Here is a 17,647-nt window from a genome sequence, read left to right as displayed (position 1 = left end):
CGCGCTCATTCGGCGACCTCCGGCAGCGGCTGCATCCGAGCGCCCGGCCGGGCTTTTGCGGCATCGGCAAAATGGGCGTTGAGCATACGATAGGTCGCCACCACGGCGATGCCCGACAGCACTGTCGCCAGGGTGAACAGCGCGGAGTAGCCGAGCATGTCGGCGAGGCGCCCGGCAAGCATGGAGCCGACGAGGTAGACGATGAGCTGGGCGCAGGACAGGATGGTGAAGTCGGTGCCCGGCTGGTCCGACGAGGTAACAGCCATGAACAGGCTGTAGAGCGCGACGATCTCCATATAGCGCACCAGTGTCTGCAGGAACGAAGCGCCGAAGATCGGCCAGAAGCCGGCAATAGCGCCGAAAGCATGCAGCGCGAAGATCAGGAAGCAGATGGTGCGCAGCGCGCCGAGCAGGCCGAGCACCGAAGCGGCACCCCGCTTGTGCAGCAGCCATGCCGCCAGCGCCGAGCCGCCGAGCCCGACGGTGAGCGCGGCGCCGCCCGAGAGATAACCGATGATGTCGAGCGGCACACCGGCATCGACCAGATAAGAACCTTCCATCGACTTCACCAGCCCTTCGCTGGCGCGATAGATGAGCGCGATCCACAGGATCTGGCGCGCCTCGGGCCGGCGCAGGAAACGCAGAAGTGAGGGGCGGTCGATGGCCGCCTGCGGGCCGCTCGCGACAGGATCGATCTCGCGCATGGCGAAGGCGGCGAACAGCGGGATGACGGACAGTGCGGCCACCATGGCCACCATGGTCTGCCAGCCGGCGTGATGATAGGCCAACAGGCCGAGCGTGCCGCCGAGAACGACGCCGAGCGCGACGGAACCGCCCTGGATCGCATTGCCGATCGGCCTGTCCTTCGGGTCGAGATACTTGGCCGCGTAGCCGTCGGTGGCAATGTCCTGCGTCGACATCAGCAGGCTGACCACAAGGCCGACGGCGAAGATACCGGCGGCATCGGTCGGCTCGATCCACAGCATGGCGGCGATGCCGGCGATGACGCCGATCTGGGTGATGATGACCCAGCCGGCGCGATGCGCGCGAGCCAGCGGCCTAAAACGGTCGACCAGCGGCGCCCAGAGGAATTTCAGCACCAGCGGCAGCATCAGCAGCGCCATCATGCCGATGGCGGTGCGCGACACCCCCTGCTCGCGCAGGATCGGCGGGATTGCCGCGGCAAACAGATAGCTCGGGATGGCCTGCGCCAAGTAGAGGCAGGCCAGAACGACGAAAAGCCGCAGGCGCGAAAGCCCGGCGGGTTCCGGCCGGTCTGCGTCGCCGCTCATTTGGCATATTCCTTCGGCGCGTGCCCGCTCAGGAAGGCGTCGGCCTCCTCCCGGCTGCGGGTGACGAGCACCGGAAAGCCGAACAGGCTTTGCCAGACGCGCTGCATGTTCTCGTCGACGGCGGAGCGCACCAGCGCGCAGGCGCGGCAGACCTTTTCGAGTTGCTCTCGCTCCGCCTTGTACCAGAGGTTTTGCGCCTTGCGCTGGGCGTCGCTCAAGTCAAGGTCGATGCCGATATCGACCAGCAGCACGAACGGCTTTTGTTCCAACGAAAGGCGGCCGAGCGCCTCGACATAGGCTCCGCCATCCGCCGGATCGGCGGGCGCTTCCGCCAGCAGCGAGACCAGCGCACCGTTTCGTTGGAGAGACACCGCCATCGCCGCCCCTCAGAAGGTGATCTGGTAGGACAGCGCGACCGAACGCCCGAGACCGGGAACGTCGGCACCGCGAGTCGCCGATGCCGAAGGGTTGATGTAGTAGGTGTCGAACACGTTGCGCACGGCAAGGTTCAGCACGCTCTCATTGGCGAACTTCTTCGAGACGGCGAGATTGACCAGCGCGGCGCCGTCCAGTTCCTGGGTAGCGATACGGTCGCGCCCGGAAAACAGCTCCAGCTCGCTGCGCAGGGTCAGCTCGTTCTCGAAACGGGTCGTGAGATAGACCAGGCCCTTGTAGGTTGAAGGGATGCGGTTGTTGGGCAAATACTCGTTGGCCTCGATGTGGCCGTCGCGATCCGCATCGTATTTGCCTTCGACATAGCCGACCGAGCCGCCCAGCGTGAACATGCCGCTGAGGTCGGCTTCGAGATTGGCCTCGACGCCCCATATGCGTTCCTTCTGCTGCGACACCCGGTTGTTGACGATGTCGTAGCTGACGCCGTTGTCGGAGGTCGACAGATAGGTACTGACGCCGCCGCGATAGTCGCCCCAGTCGCCGCGCAGGCCGGCTTCCCAGGTGTTCACCAGCTGCGGCTCGGGCGCGATATCGGCATAGCTGATCGCATAGTCCGGCGCGTTGGTGCAAGGCAGCAGCGGCCGGATCGCCGTGCCATAGGCGTCGCAGGTTTCGGCGTTCGAGTTCAACCCTGCACGGCGGGTGAAGCCGCCAATGTCGGTCAGGCTGTAGCCTTGCGAGAAATTGCCGAAGAGCTGCATCCTCTCGGTCACATCGTAGACGGCGCCGGCATTGAAGGTGACGGCGTCGTAGTCGAACGAGCCGCCGGTCACCCGGATCGCCGGCAGGCCGATAATGTTGCGGCCAAGCAGGACCGCGGCAGCAGGCCGGGTGAAGTCCTCGACATTGAGGTAGAACTGGTCGTAGCGCGCGCCGCCGCTGATGCGGAAACGATCCGTCACCGGAATTTCGCCCTGCGCAAACAAGGCGACCGAGTTTTGGGTCGTGGGCGAGATGGCATCCTGGCCGTTGGTCAGTTGCTGATCGGTAGCGTCGAATACATAGTCCGCGCCCCAGGTCAGCGTGCTGCCCTGGGTGATGAAGTCCATCGGCGTGTTGACGGTCAGGTTGACGCCGCTGCGCCGCGACTGCAGCGCCGTCTGGTTGAAGTCTGCCGTCGGGTCCGTGCCCGGCGGCAGGACCACCGGCCGCGTCGGGTTTGTCGGCAGATAGACCTGGCTGTTGACGGCCGAGAATTTGGTGAAGGGCGACTGCTTGAAGATGTCGTTGTAGAACGCCTTGACCTCGAGGTTTCCGAGCGCGAAGTCGCTGTCGGTGTATTTGGCGGTCAGGTATTTGGAATCTTCCTTCAGCGGCTTGCCTTCATAGGGATCGCCGAAATCCGGGGAGACGGGATTGGTCGTGTAGTCGGTGAACCAGTCCGGCTTCTGGTTGGCATAGGTCCAGTCGACACTGACCTCGAAGCGCCTGGAGTCGAACTGGTAGCCGGCCACGCCGAACAGATTGCCCGTGCCGGTGCGGTCGCCGCCGCCTTGCCCAAGCATGGCATCCGAAGCCATCTCGTTGCCGTGGCCGTCGTAGGTGCGGCGCGACAGATCGCCGGAGGCGGAGAAGAAATAGTCGAAATCGCCCTTCTTGCCCTCGACCGAGACGCTGGTGCTGGGCCCGGCCGATTTGCCGGGATTTTCGGTGAAGGCGGTGACGCCGGTGCGCACCGTCACCTTCGGCTTGTCGCTGTCGCCGCGCTTGGTGATGAAGTTGATCGTGCCGCCGGTGGCGCCGGCGCCGTAGAGGCTGGAAGCGCCGTTGATGACCTCGATGCGCTCGACCGAATTCAGGTCGATCATCGACAGGATGCGTGACACGTCACGCAGCGGCGTGTTGCGCGGCACGCCGTCGACCATGATGAGAACGCTGCGGCCGCGGAAGGTTTCCGAGGCGCCCGAAATGGTCTGGTTGCGTGGCGCATAGCCGGGGACGATGCGGCTGATCAGGGTCGCGGCGTCGATGTTCTCCTGCGCGGCTTCCTCGACCTGCTCCCGTTCCACGACCTGGACAGACTGGGCAACGCTGGAAATGGACCGTTCGTTGCGGCCGGTGACGAGTATCTGATCGAGCACGGTGGCTCCCTGCTTGTCTGTCGCGGTGGCTTCCTGGGCAAAGGCCGTGCCTGCCAGGATCGACGAACCCAAAGCCGATGACCAAAGAAGTGAAATGTAAAATCTGCGCATGCTGCCCCCATCCATGCCCTGGTCCCCAGTGCCAGAGCGGAAAGGCCCAGTTATAATTCATGATAAAACGAGTCAACATTTATTTTATGAGTTTTTTGATCAGGATTAGTCAGCAAGCGAAACGGGAGTTGGATACATCAGCCGCGCGCGTTTTAGCGGATGCTAAGACACTGAGCTTTCTTGACAAAACGGCTCCGGGGCGCCGCCCTCGGCGTCAGCCTTTGTGCTTACAAAAAGCTCTGCGGATCGATGTCGACCTGCACGCGGACAGAGCCGCGCTGCTTTGGCCCTTCAGCCAGCATGGTGCGGATGAAGCCTTGCATGTCGGCCCGCCGCTCGCCCTGGATCAGCAAGCGGAAGCGATGGCGCCCGCCGAGCAGCGACAGCGGCGCCTCGGCCGGGCCAAGCACGAACAGGTCGCTGGCCTGGGGTGCGGCGCGGCGCAGGCCGCGCGCATGGCCCTCGGCCTCGGCCCGGGTCACCGCGCTGACGATGACGCCGGCGAGCCGACCGAAGGGTGGGAGTGCGGCCCGTTCGCGCTCGGTGATCTCGCGCTCGTAAAACGCCTCGGCGTCGCCCGAGACGATCGCCCGCATAACCGGATGGTCCGGCTGAAAAGTCTGCAGCAGGCCGAGGCTCTTCTTGCCGGTGCGCCCGGCACGCCCTGTCACCTGGCTGAGCAGCTGAAAAGTACGCTCGGCGGCGCGCGGATCGCCATTGGCGAGACCGAGGTCCGCATCGACGACGCCGACCAGCGTCATGTTGGGGAAGTTGTGGCCCTTGGCCACCAGCTGCGTGCCGATGACGATGTCGGCCTCGCCATTGGCGATGGCCTCCAGCTCCAGCCGCAGCCGCCGCACGCCGCCCATCAGGTCGGACGACAAGACGATGGTGCGGGCGTCCGGGAAATGCGCCACGACCTCCTCGGCAATGCGCTCGACGCCGGGACCGCACGCCACCAGATGGTCGAGCGTGCCGCATTCCGGACAGGCCTCCGGCCGCTTCTCATTGTGCCCGCAATGGTGGCAGACGAGCTGGCCGCGAAAGCGGTGCTCGACCAGCCAGGCCGAACAGACCGGGCAACCGAAGCGGTGGCCGCAGACCCGGCACAGCGTCAGCGGTGCATAGCCCCGCCGGTTGAGGAACAGCAGCGACTGTTCTTGTCTCTCCAGCGTGTGTCGCATCTGGTCGATCAGCAGCGGCGACAGGAAGCCGCCGCGCGCCGGCGGTGCGCGCCGCATGTCGATTGTCTTCAGATCGGGAAGGGCGGCCTCGGCAAAGCGCGCCGAAAGCACCGCCCTGCTGTAACGACCCTGTTGTGCATTGACCCGGCTTTCGACCGATGGTGTCGCCGATGCCAGCACCACCGGAAAGCTGCTGATATGGCCGCGCACCACCGCCATGTCGCGCGCATTGTAGAAGACGCGGTCCTCCTGCTTGTAGGCGGGGTCGTGTTCTTCGTCGACGACGATCAGGCCGAGCTCCCGGAACGGCAGGAACAGCGCCGAGCGCGCGCCGGCGACGACGCGAACGCCGCCTTCCGCCACTTGCCGCCAGACCTTTTCGCGCATCCTGGGAGGCAGGTCGGAATGCCATTCGGCCGGCTTGGCGCCGAAACGCTGCTGGAAACGTTCGAGGAAAGCGTGGGTCAACGCGATTTCCGGCAAAAGGATGAGCACCTGTTTGCCCTGGTCGAGAGCCGCCGCCACCGCTTCGAAATAGACTTCCGTCTTGCCCGATCCGGTGACGCCGTCGAGCAGCGTTACGTTGAAAGCGCCCGCCGCAACATTGCCGCGCAGCATGGCGGCGGCATCGGCCTGGTCGGGCATCAGCTCCGGCAGGGCGTAGGAAGGATCGGGCGCTGCGACCACCGGACGCGGCGGGATCATCACTGTCTCGAACACGCCTTGCGCCTTGAGCCCCTCGATCACCGTCGACGACACACCGGCGGCATGCGCCAGGCCGGAGCGTGTCCAGGCCAGGCCACCTTCCGCCGTCTCCAGCACGCGTGTCCTCGCATCCGTCATCCGGTCGGGCATGAGAAGGGTTCGCTGCAGGCCCTCGATCCATGGTTCGGGATCGAACGCCTCCGGCGCGCGGAGCAGCATGCGCGCCACCATGCCGGGCGGCGACAGCGTGTATTGCGCCAGCCAGTCGACGAAGCGGCGCATGCCGCGATCGATCGGCGGACAGTCGAAAACCTGCTCGATCGGCCGCAATTTCTTGGCATCGACCTTTTCGGTCACGCCGTCCCAGACGATGCCGGCAACCTGGCGCGGACCGAGCGGCACGCGCACGATCGAGCCCGGCACCACGCGCATGCCGGCAGGCACCGCATAGGTGTAGGGCCGTTCGGCCGGCATCGGCACCAGCACCGGCGCGGCTGCGACAAAGGGCGAATCTTCGATCATCGGGCGTGACCTTGCCCCGACTTTGGTCTAGATCAAAGGGCAACCCCGAATGTGCATGGCATGCACATGGAAATCTTTCAGGAGACCCCCCATGAAATTTTTTGTCGACACCGCTGACATCAAGGACATCAAGGAACTGAACGACCTGGGGCTGCTCGACGGCGTCACCACCAATCCCTCGCTGATCCTGAAATCCGGCGGCAAGATCGCCGAAGTCACCAAGCAGATCTGCGACATCGTCAAGGGCCCGGTTTCGGCCGAGGTCGTCGCGTCCGAGTACAAGGACATGATGGCAGAGGCCAAGATTCTGGCCAAGATCGCCGACAATATCTGCATCAAGGTGCCGCTGACGCTGGACGGCCTGCGCGCCTGCAGGACGATCCGCACCGAGATGAACCGCTTGGTCAATGTGACGCTGTGCTTCTCGGCCAACCAGGCGCTGCTGGCAGCCAAGGCCGGCGCCTCCTTCATCTCGCCCTTCGTCGGCCGCGTCGACGATACCGGTGCCGACGGCATGGAGCTGATCCAGGAGATCCGGCAGATCTACGACAATTATGATTTCGACACCGAGATCCTCGTTGCCTCGGTTCGCACCGTGAACCACGTCAAGCAGGCAGCCCTGATCGGCGCCGATGTCGTGACCGCGCCGGCGGCAACGCTGAAGGCGCTGGTCAAGCACCCCCTGACCGACAAGGGTCTGGATCAGTTCGCCGCCGACTGGGCCAAGACCGGCCAGAAGATCGGCTGAGATCAGGTTTGGATATCAATAAAAAAGGCCGGGAAACCGACCTTTTTTATTGTGCTTCAGAAGAAGCCCCTTCGCCGATCAGTCCGTCCCCTTATCGTCAGGCGCGGCCGCCGGCGGGCGCCGCCCCATGATTATCTCGCGTTTGCCGACATGGTTGGGTGCGCCGACCAGGCCTTCCTTTTCCATACGCTCGACCAGGGAAGCGGCGCGGTTGTAGCCGATGCCAAGGCGGCGCTGGATGTATGATGTCGAGCACTTCTTGTCGCGCACCACCACCTTGACCGCTTCGTCATAACTGGAATCGCCGTCCTCGGCCGCGATGGATCCCTTGTCGAAGACCGCGCCCTCGTCGTCTTCGATTTCTTCCTCATCCTCGTCCGCCGTCACGGTTTCCAGATATTCGGGGCGGCCCTGCGCCTTCAGATGCGCCACGACATGTTCGACCTCCGCGTCGGAGACAAAGGGGCCGTGAACACGCGAAATACGCCCGCCGCCCATCATGTGCAGCATGTCGCCCTGGCCGAGCAGTTGCTCGGCACCCTGCTCGCCCAGAATAGTGCGGCTGTCGATCTTGGACGTGACCTGGAAGGAGATGCGGGTCGGGAAGTTCGCCTTGATCGTGCCGGTGATGACATCGACCGAGGGACGTTGCGTGGCCATGATCAGATGGATGCCGGCGGCGCGGGCCATCTGTGCCAGGCGCTGGATCGCGCCTTCGATCTCCTTGCCCGCGACCATCATCAGGTCGGCCATCTCGTCGACGATGACGACGATGTAGGGCATCGGCGCAAGGTCGATTTCCTGCTGCTCGAACAACGGCTCCCCGGTGCCCTTTTCGAAGCCCGCCTGCACCGTCATGACGACTGCCTCGCCCTTGTCGCGGGCTTGGGCGGCGCGCTCATTGTAGCCGTCGATATTGCGCACGCCGAGCCGTGCCATCTTGCGATAGCGGTCCTCCATCTCGCGCACCGCCCATTTGAGCGCGGTAACCGCCTTCTTGGGGTCGGTGACGACGGGGGTCAGAAGATGCGGGATGCCGTCATAGACGGAGAGCTCGAGCATCTTGGGATCGACCATGATCAGCCGGCATTCTTCCGGCTTCAGCCGATAGAGCAGCGACAGGATCATGGTGTTGATGGCGACCGACTTGCCGGAGCCGGTGGTACCGGCGACCAGCAGATGCGGCATTTTTGCCAGTTCGGCGATGACGGGTTCGCCGCCGATCGTCTTGCCGAGGCAAAGCGCCAGCTTGCAACTGGTCTTGCGAAAACCCTGCGATTCGATCAGCTCGCGGAAATAGACGGTCTCGCGAGTCTCGTTCGGAAGCTCGATGCCGATGACGTTTCGGCCGGGCACGACGGCGACGCGTGCCGAAACCGCCGACATGGAACGCGCTATATCGTCGGCAAGCCCGATGACGCGGGACGATTTGACGCCCGGCGCCGGCTCGAATTCATAGAGGGTGACGACCGGACCTGGACGCACATGGATGATTTCGCCGCGCACGCCGAAATCCTCGAGCACACTTTCCAGGAGGTCGGCATTCTGCTCGAGCCGCTCCTGCGACATGTAGAAGCCTTGCCCTTCCGGCGGCTGCTGCAGCAACTCTTCCGGGGGGAGTTCGTATGCCCTATCGGCCGTGGCGGGCACGATCTTGCCCGCCATGGGCAGCGGCGCCGACACGCGCATGGCCGGAGCCTGTACGGTCTCTTCCGCGCCTTGCCCGACCCGCGCCGGAGCGGTGGGAACCGCGACTGCCGCCCGGGCGCGCTGCGGCGTGCTGCTCGCCGCGGGCTGAGCCGCGGCTTGTTTCGAGTTGGCCGGACGGACCTCTGGCGCAGCGGACGGAGCCTGCAGGCCTGGAAGGCAGTCGATGACACGGAACAATGCGGTGGGATCGGCCGCCGTCACGGCAAGGCTGTCGACCCGTGGGCCGGCAACGGGTGCGGCCGGACGCGGAACCGCCTGCGGAGCCGGCAACGGGCTCTCGATCATGTAGGGCGCCATGAGTTCGAAGAAGACGTGATCCGACAGATAGGGCCAGCGCGCATTCCCGCGGCTTTGTGAGGGGACCGATGCCGCCGTTCCCTGGGCGGGCGCTGCAGATGTGCGTGCCGCGGCGGCCGTCCCCGCCCTTGCCCTGTCACCGGGATGATCGGGCGAGGCAGGCTGCCTTGAGTTGCCCTGGGTATGGGCCGCGCTGCCGGCGGGTGGCCGAGCGGCGTCCAGGGCAGGATTGCGATCGCTCGTCGGCGCGGGCAAAGCCGGATGCGACGGCGCGATCGACCATGCGGTTGCTTGCGGCGCCGGCTGCGCCGGTTGCTCGTTCTGCCCGGCATCCCCCTGCTCGCGCGAGGTGTGGCGGCGTGTGCTGGCTTCATAGTCCGGCGTGCGCGTGAACCGCACATTGGGCGCCAGGAAGAAATAATCCTGCCAGGCAGGGCTTTCATTGCCGCCGAGATCAACAGGTGGCGGAAGATTGCCGGCCCTGCTCGGGCCGGCATGCCGGCCATCCACCTTGCCGCTGATGCCGTTTGAACGCTTCCCCTCGGGGCCATCGGGCGAAGCTGACTTCAATGAATTGACCCGAGGAAAACGCTTGGATTCCATTCTCAAGACTCACTCTGAAATGTCTGCTGAGCAATAGGGAGCGAGTGGTTAACAGTTGCTTCCCGTCAGCGCTTTTGGAGCGGCCGAAATATATCTTTCATGGCGACGGTGCGCGGGTCGGATTCGAGCCGACGATCGTCATCCCACGATCATCCTCTCATCCACATCCGTCGGGTCAAAAGGAAGAACCCTCGGCCATCGCGAAGCGGGCCGGGCACTAAAGCAATTCCAGGAAAAGTGTCTGCGGTTTTCGGTCCGGAATTGCGAAAAACAAAGAGTTAGAGTAGTTCGCCGTTTCTGTGAAACGGTGAAATGCTCTAATGCATGTCGCTCAAAAGTGGTTCCGGTTTTAGAGAACGACATGCATCAAACAAAGACTTAAAGCGCGTCGCATGAATCCGTTTCAGCGCGACGCGCTTTAAAATCGAGATGGCGTTTCCCGTGAACCGAAAGCGGCGCTAGCCAGCCTTTTTGCCGTGCTTGACCAGATCCTGGGCGACCGACAGGCTTACGATTTCAGCCAGTTCGCGCGCAGCGCGGTTCTCGGCGTCGATCTGCGCCCGGTAGGAAGCGAACTCCTGCGTCGGCTTGTCGAAGGACGACGGGATCGAGCGTTTACCGGTGGCGATGACCGCGCCGGTCTTGGCGTCTGTCAGCACATAGTTTGCGGTCAGCGTCACCGTGCCTGCGGTCGGCTCGTCCTCGTCGGTCTGAATCTGCACTTGCGCCGCCGATTCCACCAGCTCCGTGACGCCGAGATCGAGCATGTAGACCGGTGCCGGCGGCTCGCCGGCGCCCTGGCCAAAGGCAAAGATCAGATTGTTGCGGACCTGCTGGGCGTAGCGGGTCTTGACCGGCTTGACCGCGATCGAGGCGAGTTCCGCCGACGCGCTGAGCGTCGAGCCGGACGTCAGCGGCGCGCTCGAATAGAGCGGACGCACGGTGCAGGCTGAAACCAGCGCCATCGAGGCGACCATGCTGTAAAGCGCGGCGCGGCGCAGCAAACGCGTCGTCTTTTCCAGATCAGGTAACGACATTGACGATCCTCTGCGGCACGATGATCACCTTGCGGGGCGCCTTACCTTCCAGCGCTTTCTGCACGAAGTCGAGAGCCAGAACCGCTTTTTCGACCGCACCTTGGTCCGCGTCGCGGGCAATTGTCAAATAGCCACGCATCTTGCCGTTGACCTGGACCGGCAGCACAACCTCGTTGTCGACGACCAGCGCCGGATCGTAGACCGGCCACGGCCGTTCGGCGACCAGATCGGCGCCGCTCAGCGTGTGCCAGCACTCTTCCGCCAGATGCGGCATCACCGGCGCGACCACATGCACCAGGATTTCCACCGCCTCGCGGCAGGCACCTTTGAGCGCCGCATCGGCCTTGCCCTCGGCAACGTCGTTGAGCGGCGTGGTCAAGGCATTGGCCAGTTCGTAGATGCGGGCGATGGCGCGGTTGAAGCCGAGCTTTTCGATGTCCTCGCCGATGGCCTTCAGGATCTTGTGCGCGGCCTTGGAAACGACACCGGCCTCGCCCTCCTTCGCCGCTTGCGGCTTGACGTCGTCCAGCGTCTCGGCGGCGATCGACACCAGGCGCCAGATGCGCTGGATGAAGCGATGCGCGCCGGCGGCGCCATCGTCGGTCCATTCGACGTCGCGCTCGGGCGGTGAGTCCGACAGCATGAACCAGCGCGCGGTGTCGGCGCCGTAGCCGTCGGTGATGTCTTCCGGGCTCACCGTGTTCTTCTTCGATTTCGACATCTTTTCGAGTGAGCCGATCGCCGCCTCTTCGCCGGTGGCGATCTCGATGGCGCGGCGCTTGCCGCCGGCATCCTCGATCCTGACCTCAGCCGGCGACAGCCAGCGACCATTGGTCGAGGCGCCGCCGACACGGTAGGTCTCGTGCACCACCATGCCTTGCGTGAACAGGCCCTTGAACGGCTCGGCCAGGTCGAGATGCCCGGTCTCGCGCATGGCGCGGGTGAAGAAACGCGAATAGAGCAGATGCAGGATCGCGTGCTCGATGCCGCCAATATACTGGTCGACCGCCAGCCAGTCATCGGCAGCCTTCGGCTCGGTCGGCTCATTGGCCCAGGGCGCGGTGAAGCGCGCGAAATACCAGGACGAATCGACGAACGTGTCCATTGTGTCGGTCTCGCGCCGCGCATCCTTGCCGCATTGCGGGCACTTCACATGCCGCCAGGTCGGATGACGGTCGAGCGGATTGCCGGGACGGTCGAACTCGATGTCGTCGGGCAGCTTGACCGGCAGGTCGGCCTTCGGCACCGGAACCACGCCGCAATCCTCGCAATGGATCATCGGGATCGGGCAGCCCCAGTAGCGCTGGCGCGAAATGCCCCAGTCGCGCAGGCGGAAGTTCACCTTGCGCTCAGCCATCGGCCGCCCGCCGATCGTCTTCTGCTCCAGCAGCTTCGCCACTTCATCGAACGCCCGCTCCGGCTTCATGCCGTCGAGGAAGCGCGAATTGATCATCACGCCATCGTCGACATAGGCCTCTTCGGTGATCTGGAAGACCTTGGCGTCAGCGCCTTCCGGCATCACCACCGGGATCACCGGCAGGCCGTATTTGTTGGCGAAGTCGAGGTCGCGCTGGTCGCCCGACGGGCAGCCGAAAATGGCGCCGGTACCGTATTCCATCAAAACGAAATTGGCGACATAGACCGGCAGCGTCCACGAGTCGTCGAAGGGATGGACGACGCGGATGCCGGTGTCGAAGCCTTTCTTCTCGGCGGTCTCCAGTGCGGCCACCGAGGTGCCCATATGGCGGACCTCGTCGATGAACTTCGCCAGCTCGACATTGGTCTCCGCAGCCTTCCTGGCCAGCGGATGGTCCGCGGCAACCGCCATGAACGACGCGCCGAAGATGGTGTCGGGCCTGGTCGTGTAGACTTCCAGCTCTTTCGTGTCGCCAACCGGTGCTGCCAGCGGCCAACGGATCAGCAACCCTTCCGAGCGGCCGATCCAGTTCTGCTGCATCAGCTTGACCTTTTCCGGCCACTCGCCGAGACCGTTCAGCGAATCCAGCAGGTCCTGCGCGTAATCGGTGATCTTGAAGAACCACTGCGTCAGCTCGCGCTGTTCGACCAACGCGCCGGAGCGCCAGCCGCGCCCGTCGATGACCTGCTCGTTGGCGAGCACGGTCATGTCCTCCGGGTCCCAATTGACCTTGGAGGACTTGCGCGTCACCAGCCCCTTCTCGACGAAATCGAGGAACAGCATCTGCTGGCGGTGGTAATAGTCTACGTCGCAGGTGGCGAATTCGCGCGACCAGTCCAGCGACAGGCCCATCATCTTGAGCTGCTCGCGCATGGCGGCGATGTTGGCGTAGGTCCATTCCTTGGGATGGACCTTGTTCTGCATCGCCGCATTTTCGGCGGGCATGCCGAAGGCGTCCCAGCCCATCGGGTGCAGCACGTTGAAACCCTTGGCCCGCTTGTAGCGCGCCACCACGTCGCCCATCGTATAGTTGCGGGTGTGGCCGATATGGATCTTCCCCGAGGGATAGGGGAACATTTCCAGCACGTAGTATTTCGGCTTCGGGTCGTCGTTCTGCGCTTCGAACAGCTTCTTTTCGGCCCAGGCCTTCTGCCATTTGGGCTCTGACGCGCGTGGATTGTATCGTTCGGTTGCCATCGGATGATTTTCACTTAAAAGCAGGCGCAGACCGCCGGACAAGGCCCGGTTGCCAAGGTAAATGTCGTCGCGGTGTTCACCATGGATTGCCGGACCCGTCAACTGCGGCGAGCCGGCGAGGACGATTAAAGACAGGCAGGATATAGGCATGGCCAGCGCCGTCGAACAGTTTTTCGCCGTCAAGACGAGGATCGCCGCTGCCGAGCGCGAGGCCGGCCGCGACGCCGGTTCGGTGACCCTGGTGGCCGTGTCGAAGACTTTTGAAGCCGACGCCATCCGCCCGGTCATCGAGGCCGGCCAGCGCGTCTTCGGCGAAAACCGTGTGCAGGAGGCGCAAGCCAAATGGCCGGCGCTGAAAGCGGAATTCCCCGACATCAAGCTGCATCTGATCGGCCCGCTGCAGTCGAACAAGGCGAAGGAAGCCGTTGCGCTCGCCGACGTCATCGAGACGGTCGACCGCGAGAAGATCGCCGCCGAGCTCGCCAAGGAGATCGCCAGACAGGGCCGGGCACCGAAGCTCTACGTTCAGGTCAACACCGGCTCCGAGCCGCAAAAGGCCGGCATCGAGCCGCGCGACGCCGTCGCCTTCGTTGCTCGTTGCCGCAATGTCCATGGGCTGACCATCGAAGGCCTGATGTGCATCCCGCCGGCGGACGAAAATCCCGGTCCGCATTTCGCCCTGCTGGAAAAGCTCAGCAAGGAGGCCGGCGTGGCAAAACTGTCGATGGGCATGTCCGGCGATTACGAGACCGCCATCGCCTTCGGCGCCACCAGCGTCCGCGTCGGCTCGGCGATCTTCGGCAGTCGGTAAGCCAAACGGACGGTTGGACCAGTCCAGCCGCTCCGTTGCGCCACGACTGGAAACGAAACGTACCGTTCCTATTTGCTTGGCGTCATCACAATTCTGCTGGAGCCGCACCCATGCGCTACAATCAACTCGGAAATACGGGGATGTTCGTCTCCGAACTGTGCCTTGGCACCATGACCTTCGGCGCCGCCGGCGAGAATGCTCAATGGGGCCTCATCGCCAGCCTCGACCAGAAGGGCGTCAACGACATCGTTGCCCATTCCATCGCCGCCGGCGTCAATTTCTTCGACACCGCCGACGTCTATTCCTTCGGCCAGTCCGAGCGCCTGCTCGGCCAGTCGCTCAAGGATCTCGGCGTCAAGCGCTCGGACGTCATCATCGCCACCAAGGTGCATGGCGCCATGGGTCAGGGTCCGAACGAGCGCGGCTCGTCGCGCGGCCACATCATGGATTCGGTCGAAGGCAGTCTGGAGCGGCTGCAGCTCGACCATATCGATCTCTACCAACTGCACGGCACCGACACGGTGACGCCGATCGACGAGACGCTGCGGGCGCTGGACGATCTCGTTGCCAGCGGCAAGGTGCGTTATGTCGGCGTTTCCAATTGGCAGGCCTGGCGCATCGCCAAGGCGCTGGGCACTGCCGAGCGCAAGGGCTTCTCCCGTCTCGAGACCATCCAGTCCTATTATTCGATCGCCGGCCGCGACCTCGAGCGCGAGATCGTGCCGCTGATCAATGAGGAAAAACTCGGCCTGATGGTCTGGTCGCCGATGGCCGGCGGCCTGCTGTCGGGCAAATACGGCCCCGGCGCGCCGGGCAATGGCGAAGGCCGCCGTGCCGCCTTCAACTTCCCGCCGGTCAATGAGGACCGCGCCTGGGCGGCGGTCGCCGTCATGCGTGAGATCGCCAGGAAGCACGATGTCAGCGTCGCTACCGTCGCGCTCGGCTATGTCCTGGCCAAGCCGTTCGTCATGAGCGTCATCATCGGCGCCAGCCGCATGGAGCAGCTGGAACAGAACCTTGCCGCCGCCGAGGTGAAGCTCGACGCCGACGATCTCGCCAAACTGGACGAGGTTAGCGCACTGCCGGCCGAATATCCCGGCTGGATGCTGGAACGCCAGGGCGCCGGCCGCCGCCCGGCGCCGTTCACGCCGAAGAAGTAATTCAACCACTGTCGATCTGATGCTTGGGGAGCCATTCGGCTCCCCAATGTCTTTTCAGGTCATCCGCACACTCTCAACCAGAAAGTCGAGAAAGGCCCGCACCCTGGCCGGCAAATGCCGGCCCTGGCCGACATAGACGGCGTGGGTCGGCTCCTCGTCGCCGGGATTGAAATCCTCCAGCAGCGCCACCAGCCGGCCCGCCGCAACATCATCGGCCACATGCCAGTGCGCCAGCCTGGCGATGCCGGCGCCGCCAACCGCCATCAGCCGCATCGACTCGCCATCGCCGACCATCGTGTTTCCCGTGATGGGAACCATGATGGCGTTGCCGGCTGCGTCGACAAACTGCCAGCCGTCGACATGCCGGACAAAGCCGAAAGCCATGCGATTGTGCTTGTCGAGATCAGCTGGTGTCAGCGGCGTCCCATGAGTGGCTAGGTAGGACGGTGCGGCAACGACCGCCATCCGGCATTGCCCGAGCTTGCGCGCCACCAGCCGCGATTCGCCGAGCGGACCGGCGCGGATGGCGACATCGGCGCGCTCCTGCATCAGGTCGATGACGCTGTCGGTCAGCACCAGATCGACCGAAATCTCTGCGTATCGTTCGAGGAAGCGCGGCAGCAGCGGGATCAGCCGGTGCACGCCGAAAGGCACGTAGCTGTTGACCCGCAGCCGTCCGCGCGGCGCCGCACCCACGGCGGCCTCGCGCTCGGCCGCCGCCATGTCGGCCAGGATGCGCACCCCGCTGTCATAGAAGGCCGTCCCTTCCGGCGTCAGCTGCAGCTTGCGCGTCGAGCGGCTGACCAGCCGCGCGCCGAGCCGCGCCTCCAGCCGCGCGATCAATTTGCTCACCGCCGACGGCGTCATGCGCAGCGCGCGTGCGGCGGCCGAAAAGCTGCCCGCCTCGACGACGCGCACGAACACTTCGATCTCGCCGGAGCGGTTGATGTCGGGTCTGGCCATCTGTGAATCTATTTCACAGGAAATATGCCTAAGGCAAGTCTGGTTCACAAGGCATGGCAACACGATCTTTCGGATCGGGGCGCGGATTGGACAAGGCGCTCATCGTCTTGGAACTGGAAACCGCCATGCCTCTCGCTCTTTATGCTCTTGCCGCCGGCGCCTTCGGCATCGGCGTCACCGAATTCGTCATCATGGGCCTGCTGATCGATGTCAGCAAAGATCTCGGCGTCTCGATCTCGGCCGCCGGCCAGCTCATTTCCGGCTATGCGCTGGGCGTCGTCATCGGCGCGCCGCTTTTGACCATCGCCACCGGCAACTGGCCGCGCAAGACCGTGCTTTTGGCGCTGATGGCGATCTTCACGCTTGGCAATCTCGCCTGTGCGATCGCCCCTGATTACTGGACGCTGATGGGCGCCCGCATCATCACCGCCTTTGCCCATGGCACCTTCTTCGGCGTCGGCTCGGTGGTCGCCACCGGCCTGGTTGCGCCCAACAAGAAGGCTTCGGCGATCGCGCTGATGTTCACTGGCCTGACCATCGCCAACATTCTCGGCGTGCCGTTCGGCACCTGGCTCGGCCAGGCCTTCGGCTGGCGCGCCACCTTCTGGGCTGTGACCCTGGTCGGTCTGGCAGCTTTCGCCGTCATCCTGCTTCTGGTTCCGCGCAGCAAGGAAGCGCCCGAAAAGACCAACCTGCGCGCCGATCTCGCCGTGCTGCGCCGCACGCCGGTGCTGCTCGGCCTTGCCACAACCGTGCTCGGCTATGCCGGCGTCTTCGCCGTCTTCACCTACATTGCCCCGCTGCTCACCGAGATCACCGGCTTCAAGGAAGCCGCCGTGTCGCCGATCCTGCTCGTCTTCGGCGGCGGTCTGATCGCCGGCAATCTGCTTGGCGGCAAGGTTGCCGATCGCTGGCTGGTGCCGGCTGTGCTCGGCAGCCTCGTCGTGCTGGCGTTGGTGCTGGCAACCATGACTTTCGCCGTCCACAGCCAGGTTCTGGCGGTGATCTATGTCGGCCTGCTCGGTGCTGCCGCCTTCGCCACTGTGGCGCCGCTGCAGATGTGGGTGCTGGAGAAGGCGCAAGGTGCGGGCCAGAGCCTCGCCTCGTCCTTCAACATTGCCGCCTTCAACCTCGGCAATGCCGCCGGCGCCTGGCTCGGCGGCGCAGTGATTGCCCATGGTCTCGGCCTCGGCTCGCTGACCTGGATCGCCGCTTTGCTGCCGGTCGCAGCACTCGGCGTCGCCGCCCTGGCGCTGCGTCTCGACAGAAACAGCGAGCGATCCGCGCCGGTCGCAGTCTGCCCAAGCGCCGCGGAGTGACCGCGGCTTCGAAACATCCCTGCCCCGACAGAAGCCA

The 17,647-nt window shown here is 64.4% G+C and carries 12 protein-coding genes; 4 read left to right on the top strand and 8 right to left on the bottom strand.

What is annotated here, in order from left to right:
• Window positions 1-5 precede the first annotated feature (5 nt).
• The 4 genes from AC1DZ8_RS06545 to AC1DZ8_RS06530 form a co-directional block, all read right to left on the bottom strand.
• Window positions 6-1,292 (bottom strand): RhtX/FptX family siderophore transporter, encoded by a 1,287-nt coding sequence (locus AC1DZ8_RS06545; RefSeq protein WP_477311075.1) that lies wholly within the window; start codon window positions 1,290-1,292, stop codon window positions 6-8.
• Window positions 1,289-1,669 (bottom strand): hypothetical protein, encoded by a 381-nt coding sequence (locus AC1DZ8_RS06540; protein WP_477311073.1) that lies wholly within the window; start codon window positions 1,667-1,669, stop codon window positions 1,289-1,291. The genes AC1DZ8_RS06545 and AC1DZ8_RS06540 overlap by 4 nt, the downstream gene beginning before the upstream one ends.
• Before the next feature lie 9 nt (window positions 1,670-1,678).
• Entirely contained in the window at window positions 1,679-3,937 is a 2,259-nt protein-coding gene (locus AC1DZ8_RS06535) for a TonB-dependent receptor (protein ID WP_477400544.1), read from the bottom strand.
• Window positions 3,938-4,164: 227 nt separating this feature from the next.
• Window positions 4,165-6,348, bottom strand: coding sequence for a primosomal protein N' (locus tag AC1DZ8_RS06530; protein ID WP_477311069.1), 2,184 nt, complete (start codon window positions 6,346-6,348; stop codon window positions 4,165-4,167).
• Between the two features lie 91 nt (window positions 6,349-6,439).
• Between AC1DZ8_RS06530 and fsa the strand changes: the two genes are divergently transcribed.
• Window positions 6,440-7,096: a fructose-6-phosphate aldolase gene (gene fsa, locus AC1DZ8_RS06525; RefSeq protein ID WP_477286363.1), complete on the top strand. Its 657-nt coding sequence runs from the start codon at window positions 6,440-6,442 to the stop codon at window positions 7,094-7,096.
• A gap of 78 nt (window positions 7,097-7,174) precedes the next feature.
• Here the strand turns inward: fsa and AC1DZ8_RS06520 are convergent, their stop codons facing one another.
• The 3 genes from AC1DZ8_RS06520 to leuS form a co-directional block, all read right to left on the bottom strand.
• Entirely contained in the window at window positions 7,175-9,706 is a 2,532-nt protein-coding gene (locus AC1DZ8_RS06520) for a DNA translocase FtsK (RefSeq protein WP_477309189.1), read from the bottom strand.
• 458 nt (window positions 9,707-10,164) lie between these two features.
• A complete protein-coding gene (gene lptE / locus AC1DZ8_RS06515; RefSeq protein WP_477309187.1) occupies window positions 10,165-10,743 on the bottom strand; it encodes an LPS assembly lipoprotein LptE in 579 nt (192 codons plus the stop codon).
• Window positions 10,730-13,357, bottom strand: coding sequence for a leucine--tRNA ligase (leuS, locus tag AC1DZ8_RS06510; RefSeq protein ID WP_477309185.1), 2,628 nt, complete (start codon window positions 13,355-13,357; stop codon window positions 10,730-10,732). Before leuS ends, lptE begins: the two co-directional genes overlap by 14 nt.
• Before the next feature lie 148 nt (window positions 13,358-13,505).
• Between leuS and AC1DZ8_RS06505 the strand changes: the two genes are divergently transcribed.
• Both AC1DZ8_RS06505 and AC1DZ8_RS06500 read left to right on the top strand, forming a co-directional pair.
• Complete coding sequence (locus tag AC1DZ8_RS06505) at window positions 13,506-14,168, top strand: YggS family pyridoxal phosphate-dependent enzyme (RefSeq protein WP_477309183.1); 663 nt, start codon at window positions 13,506-13,508, stop codon at window positions 14,166-14,168.
• Window positions 14,169-14,278: 110 nt separating this feature from the next.
• A complete protein-coding gene (locus AC1DZ8_RS06500; protein ID WP_477400541.1) occupies window positions 14,279-15,328 on the top strand; it encodes an aldo/keto reductase in 1,050 nt (349 codons plus the stop codon).
• A gap of 54 nt (window positions 15,329-15,382) precedes the next feature.
• On the opposite strand, the gene AC1DZ8_RS06495 is transcribed toward AC1DZ8_RS06500, so the two are convergent.
• Window positions 15,383-16,291: a LysR family transcriptional regulator gene (locus AC1DZ8_RS06495; protein WP_477309179.1), complete on the bottom strand. Its 909-nt coding sequence runs from the start codon at window positions 16,289-16,291 to the stop codon at window positions 15,383-15,385.
• Window positions 16,292-16,416: 125 nt separating this feature from the next.
• Here AC1DZ8_RS06495 and AC1DZ8_RS06490 point away from each other — a divergent pair, with 125 nt between their 5' ends.
• On the top strand, window positions 16,417-17,610 hold the full coding sequence (locus AC1DZ8_RS06490; protein WP_477309177.1) for an MFS transporter: 1,194 nt from the start codon (window positions 16,417-16,419) through the stop codon (window positions 17,608-17,610).
• The last annotated feature ends 37 nt before the right edge of the window (window positions 17,611-17,647 follow it).

The sequence above is a fragment of the Mesorhizobium sp. P2_F7 genome, from assembly GCF_056403695.1.
This window is presented reverse-complemented; position numbering and strand designations above follow the sequence as displayed.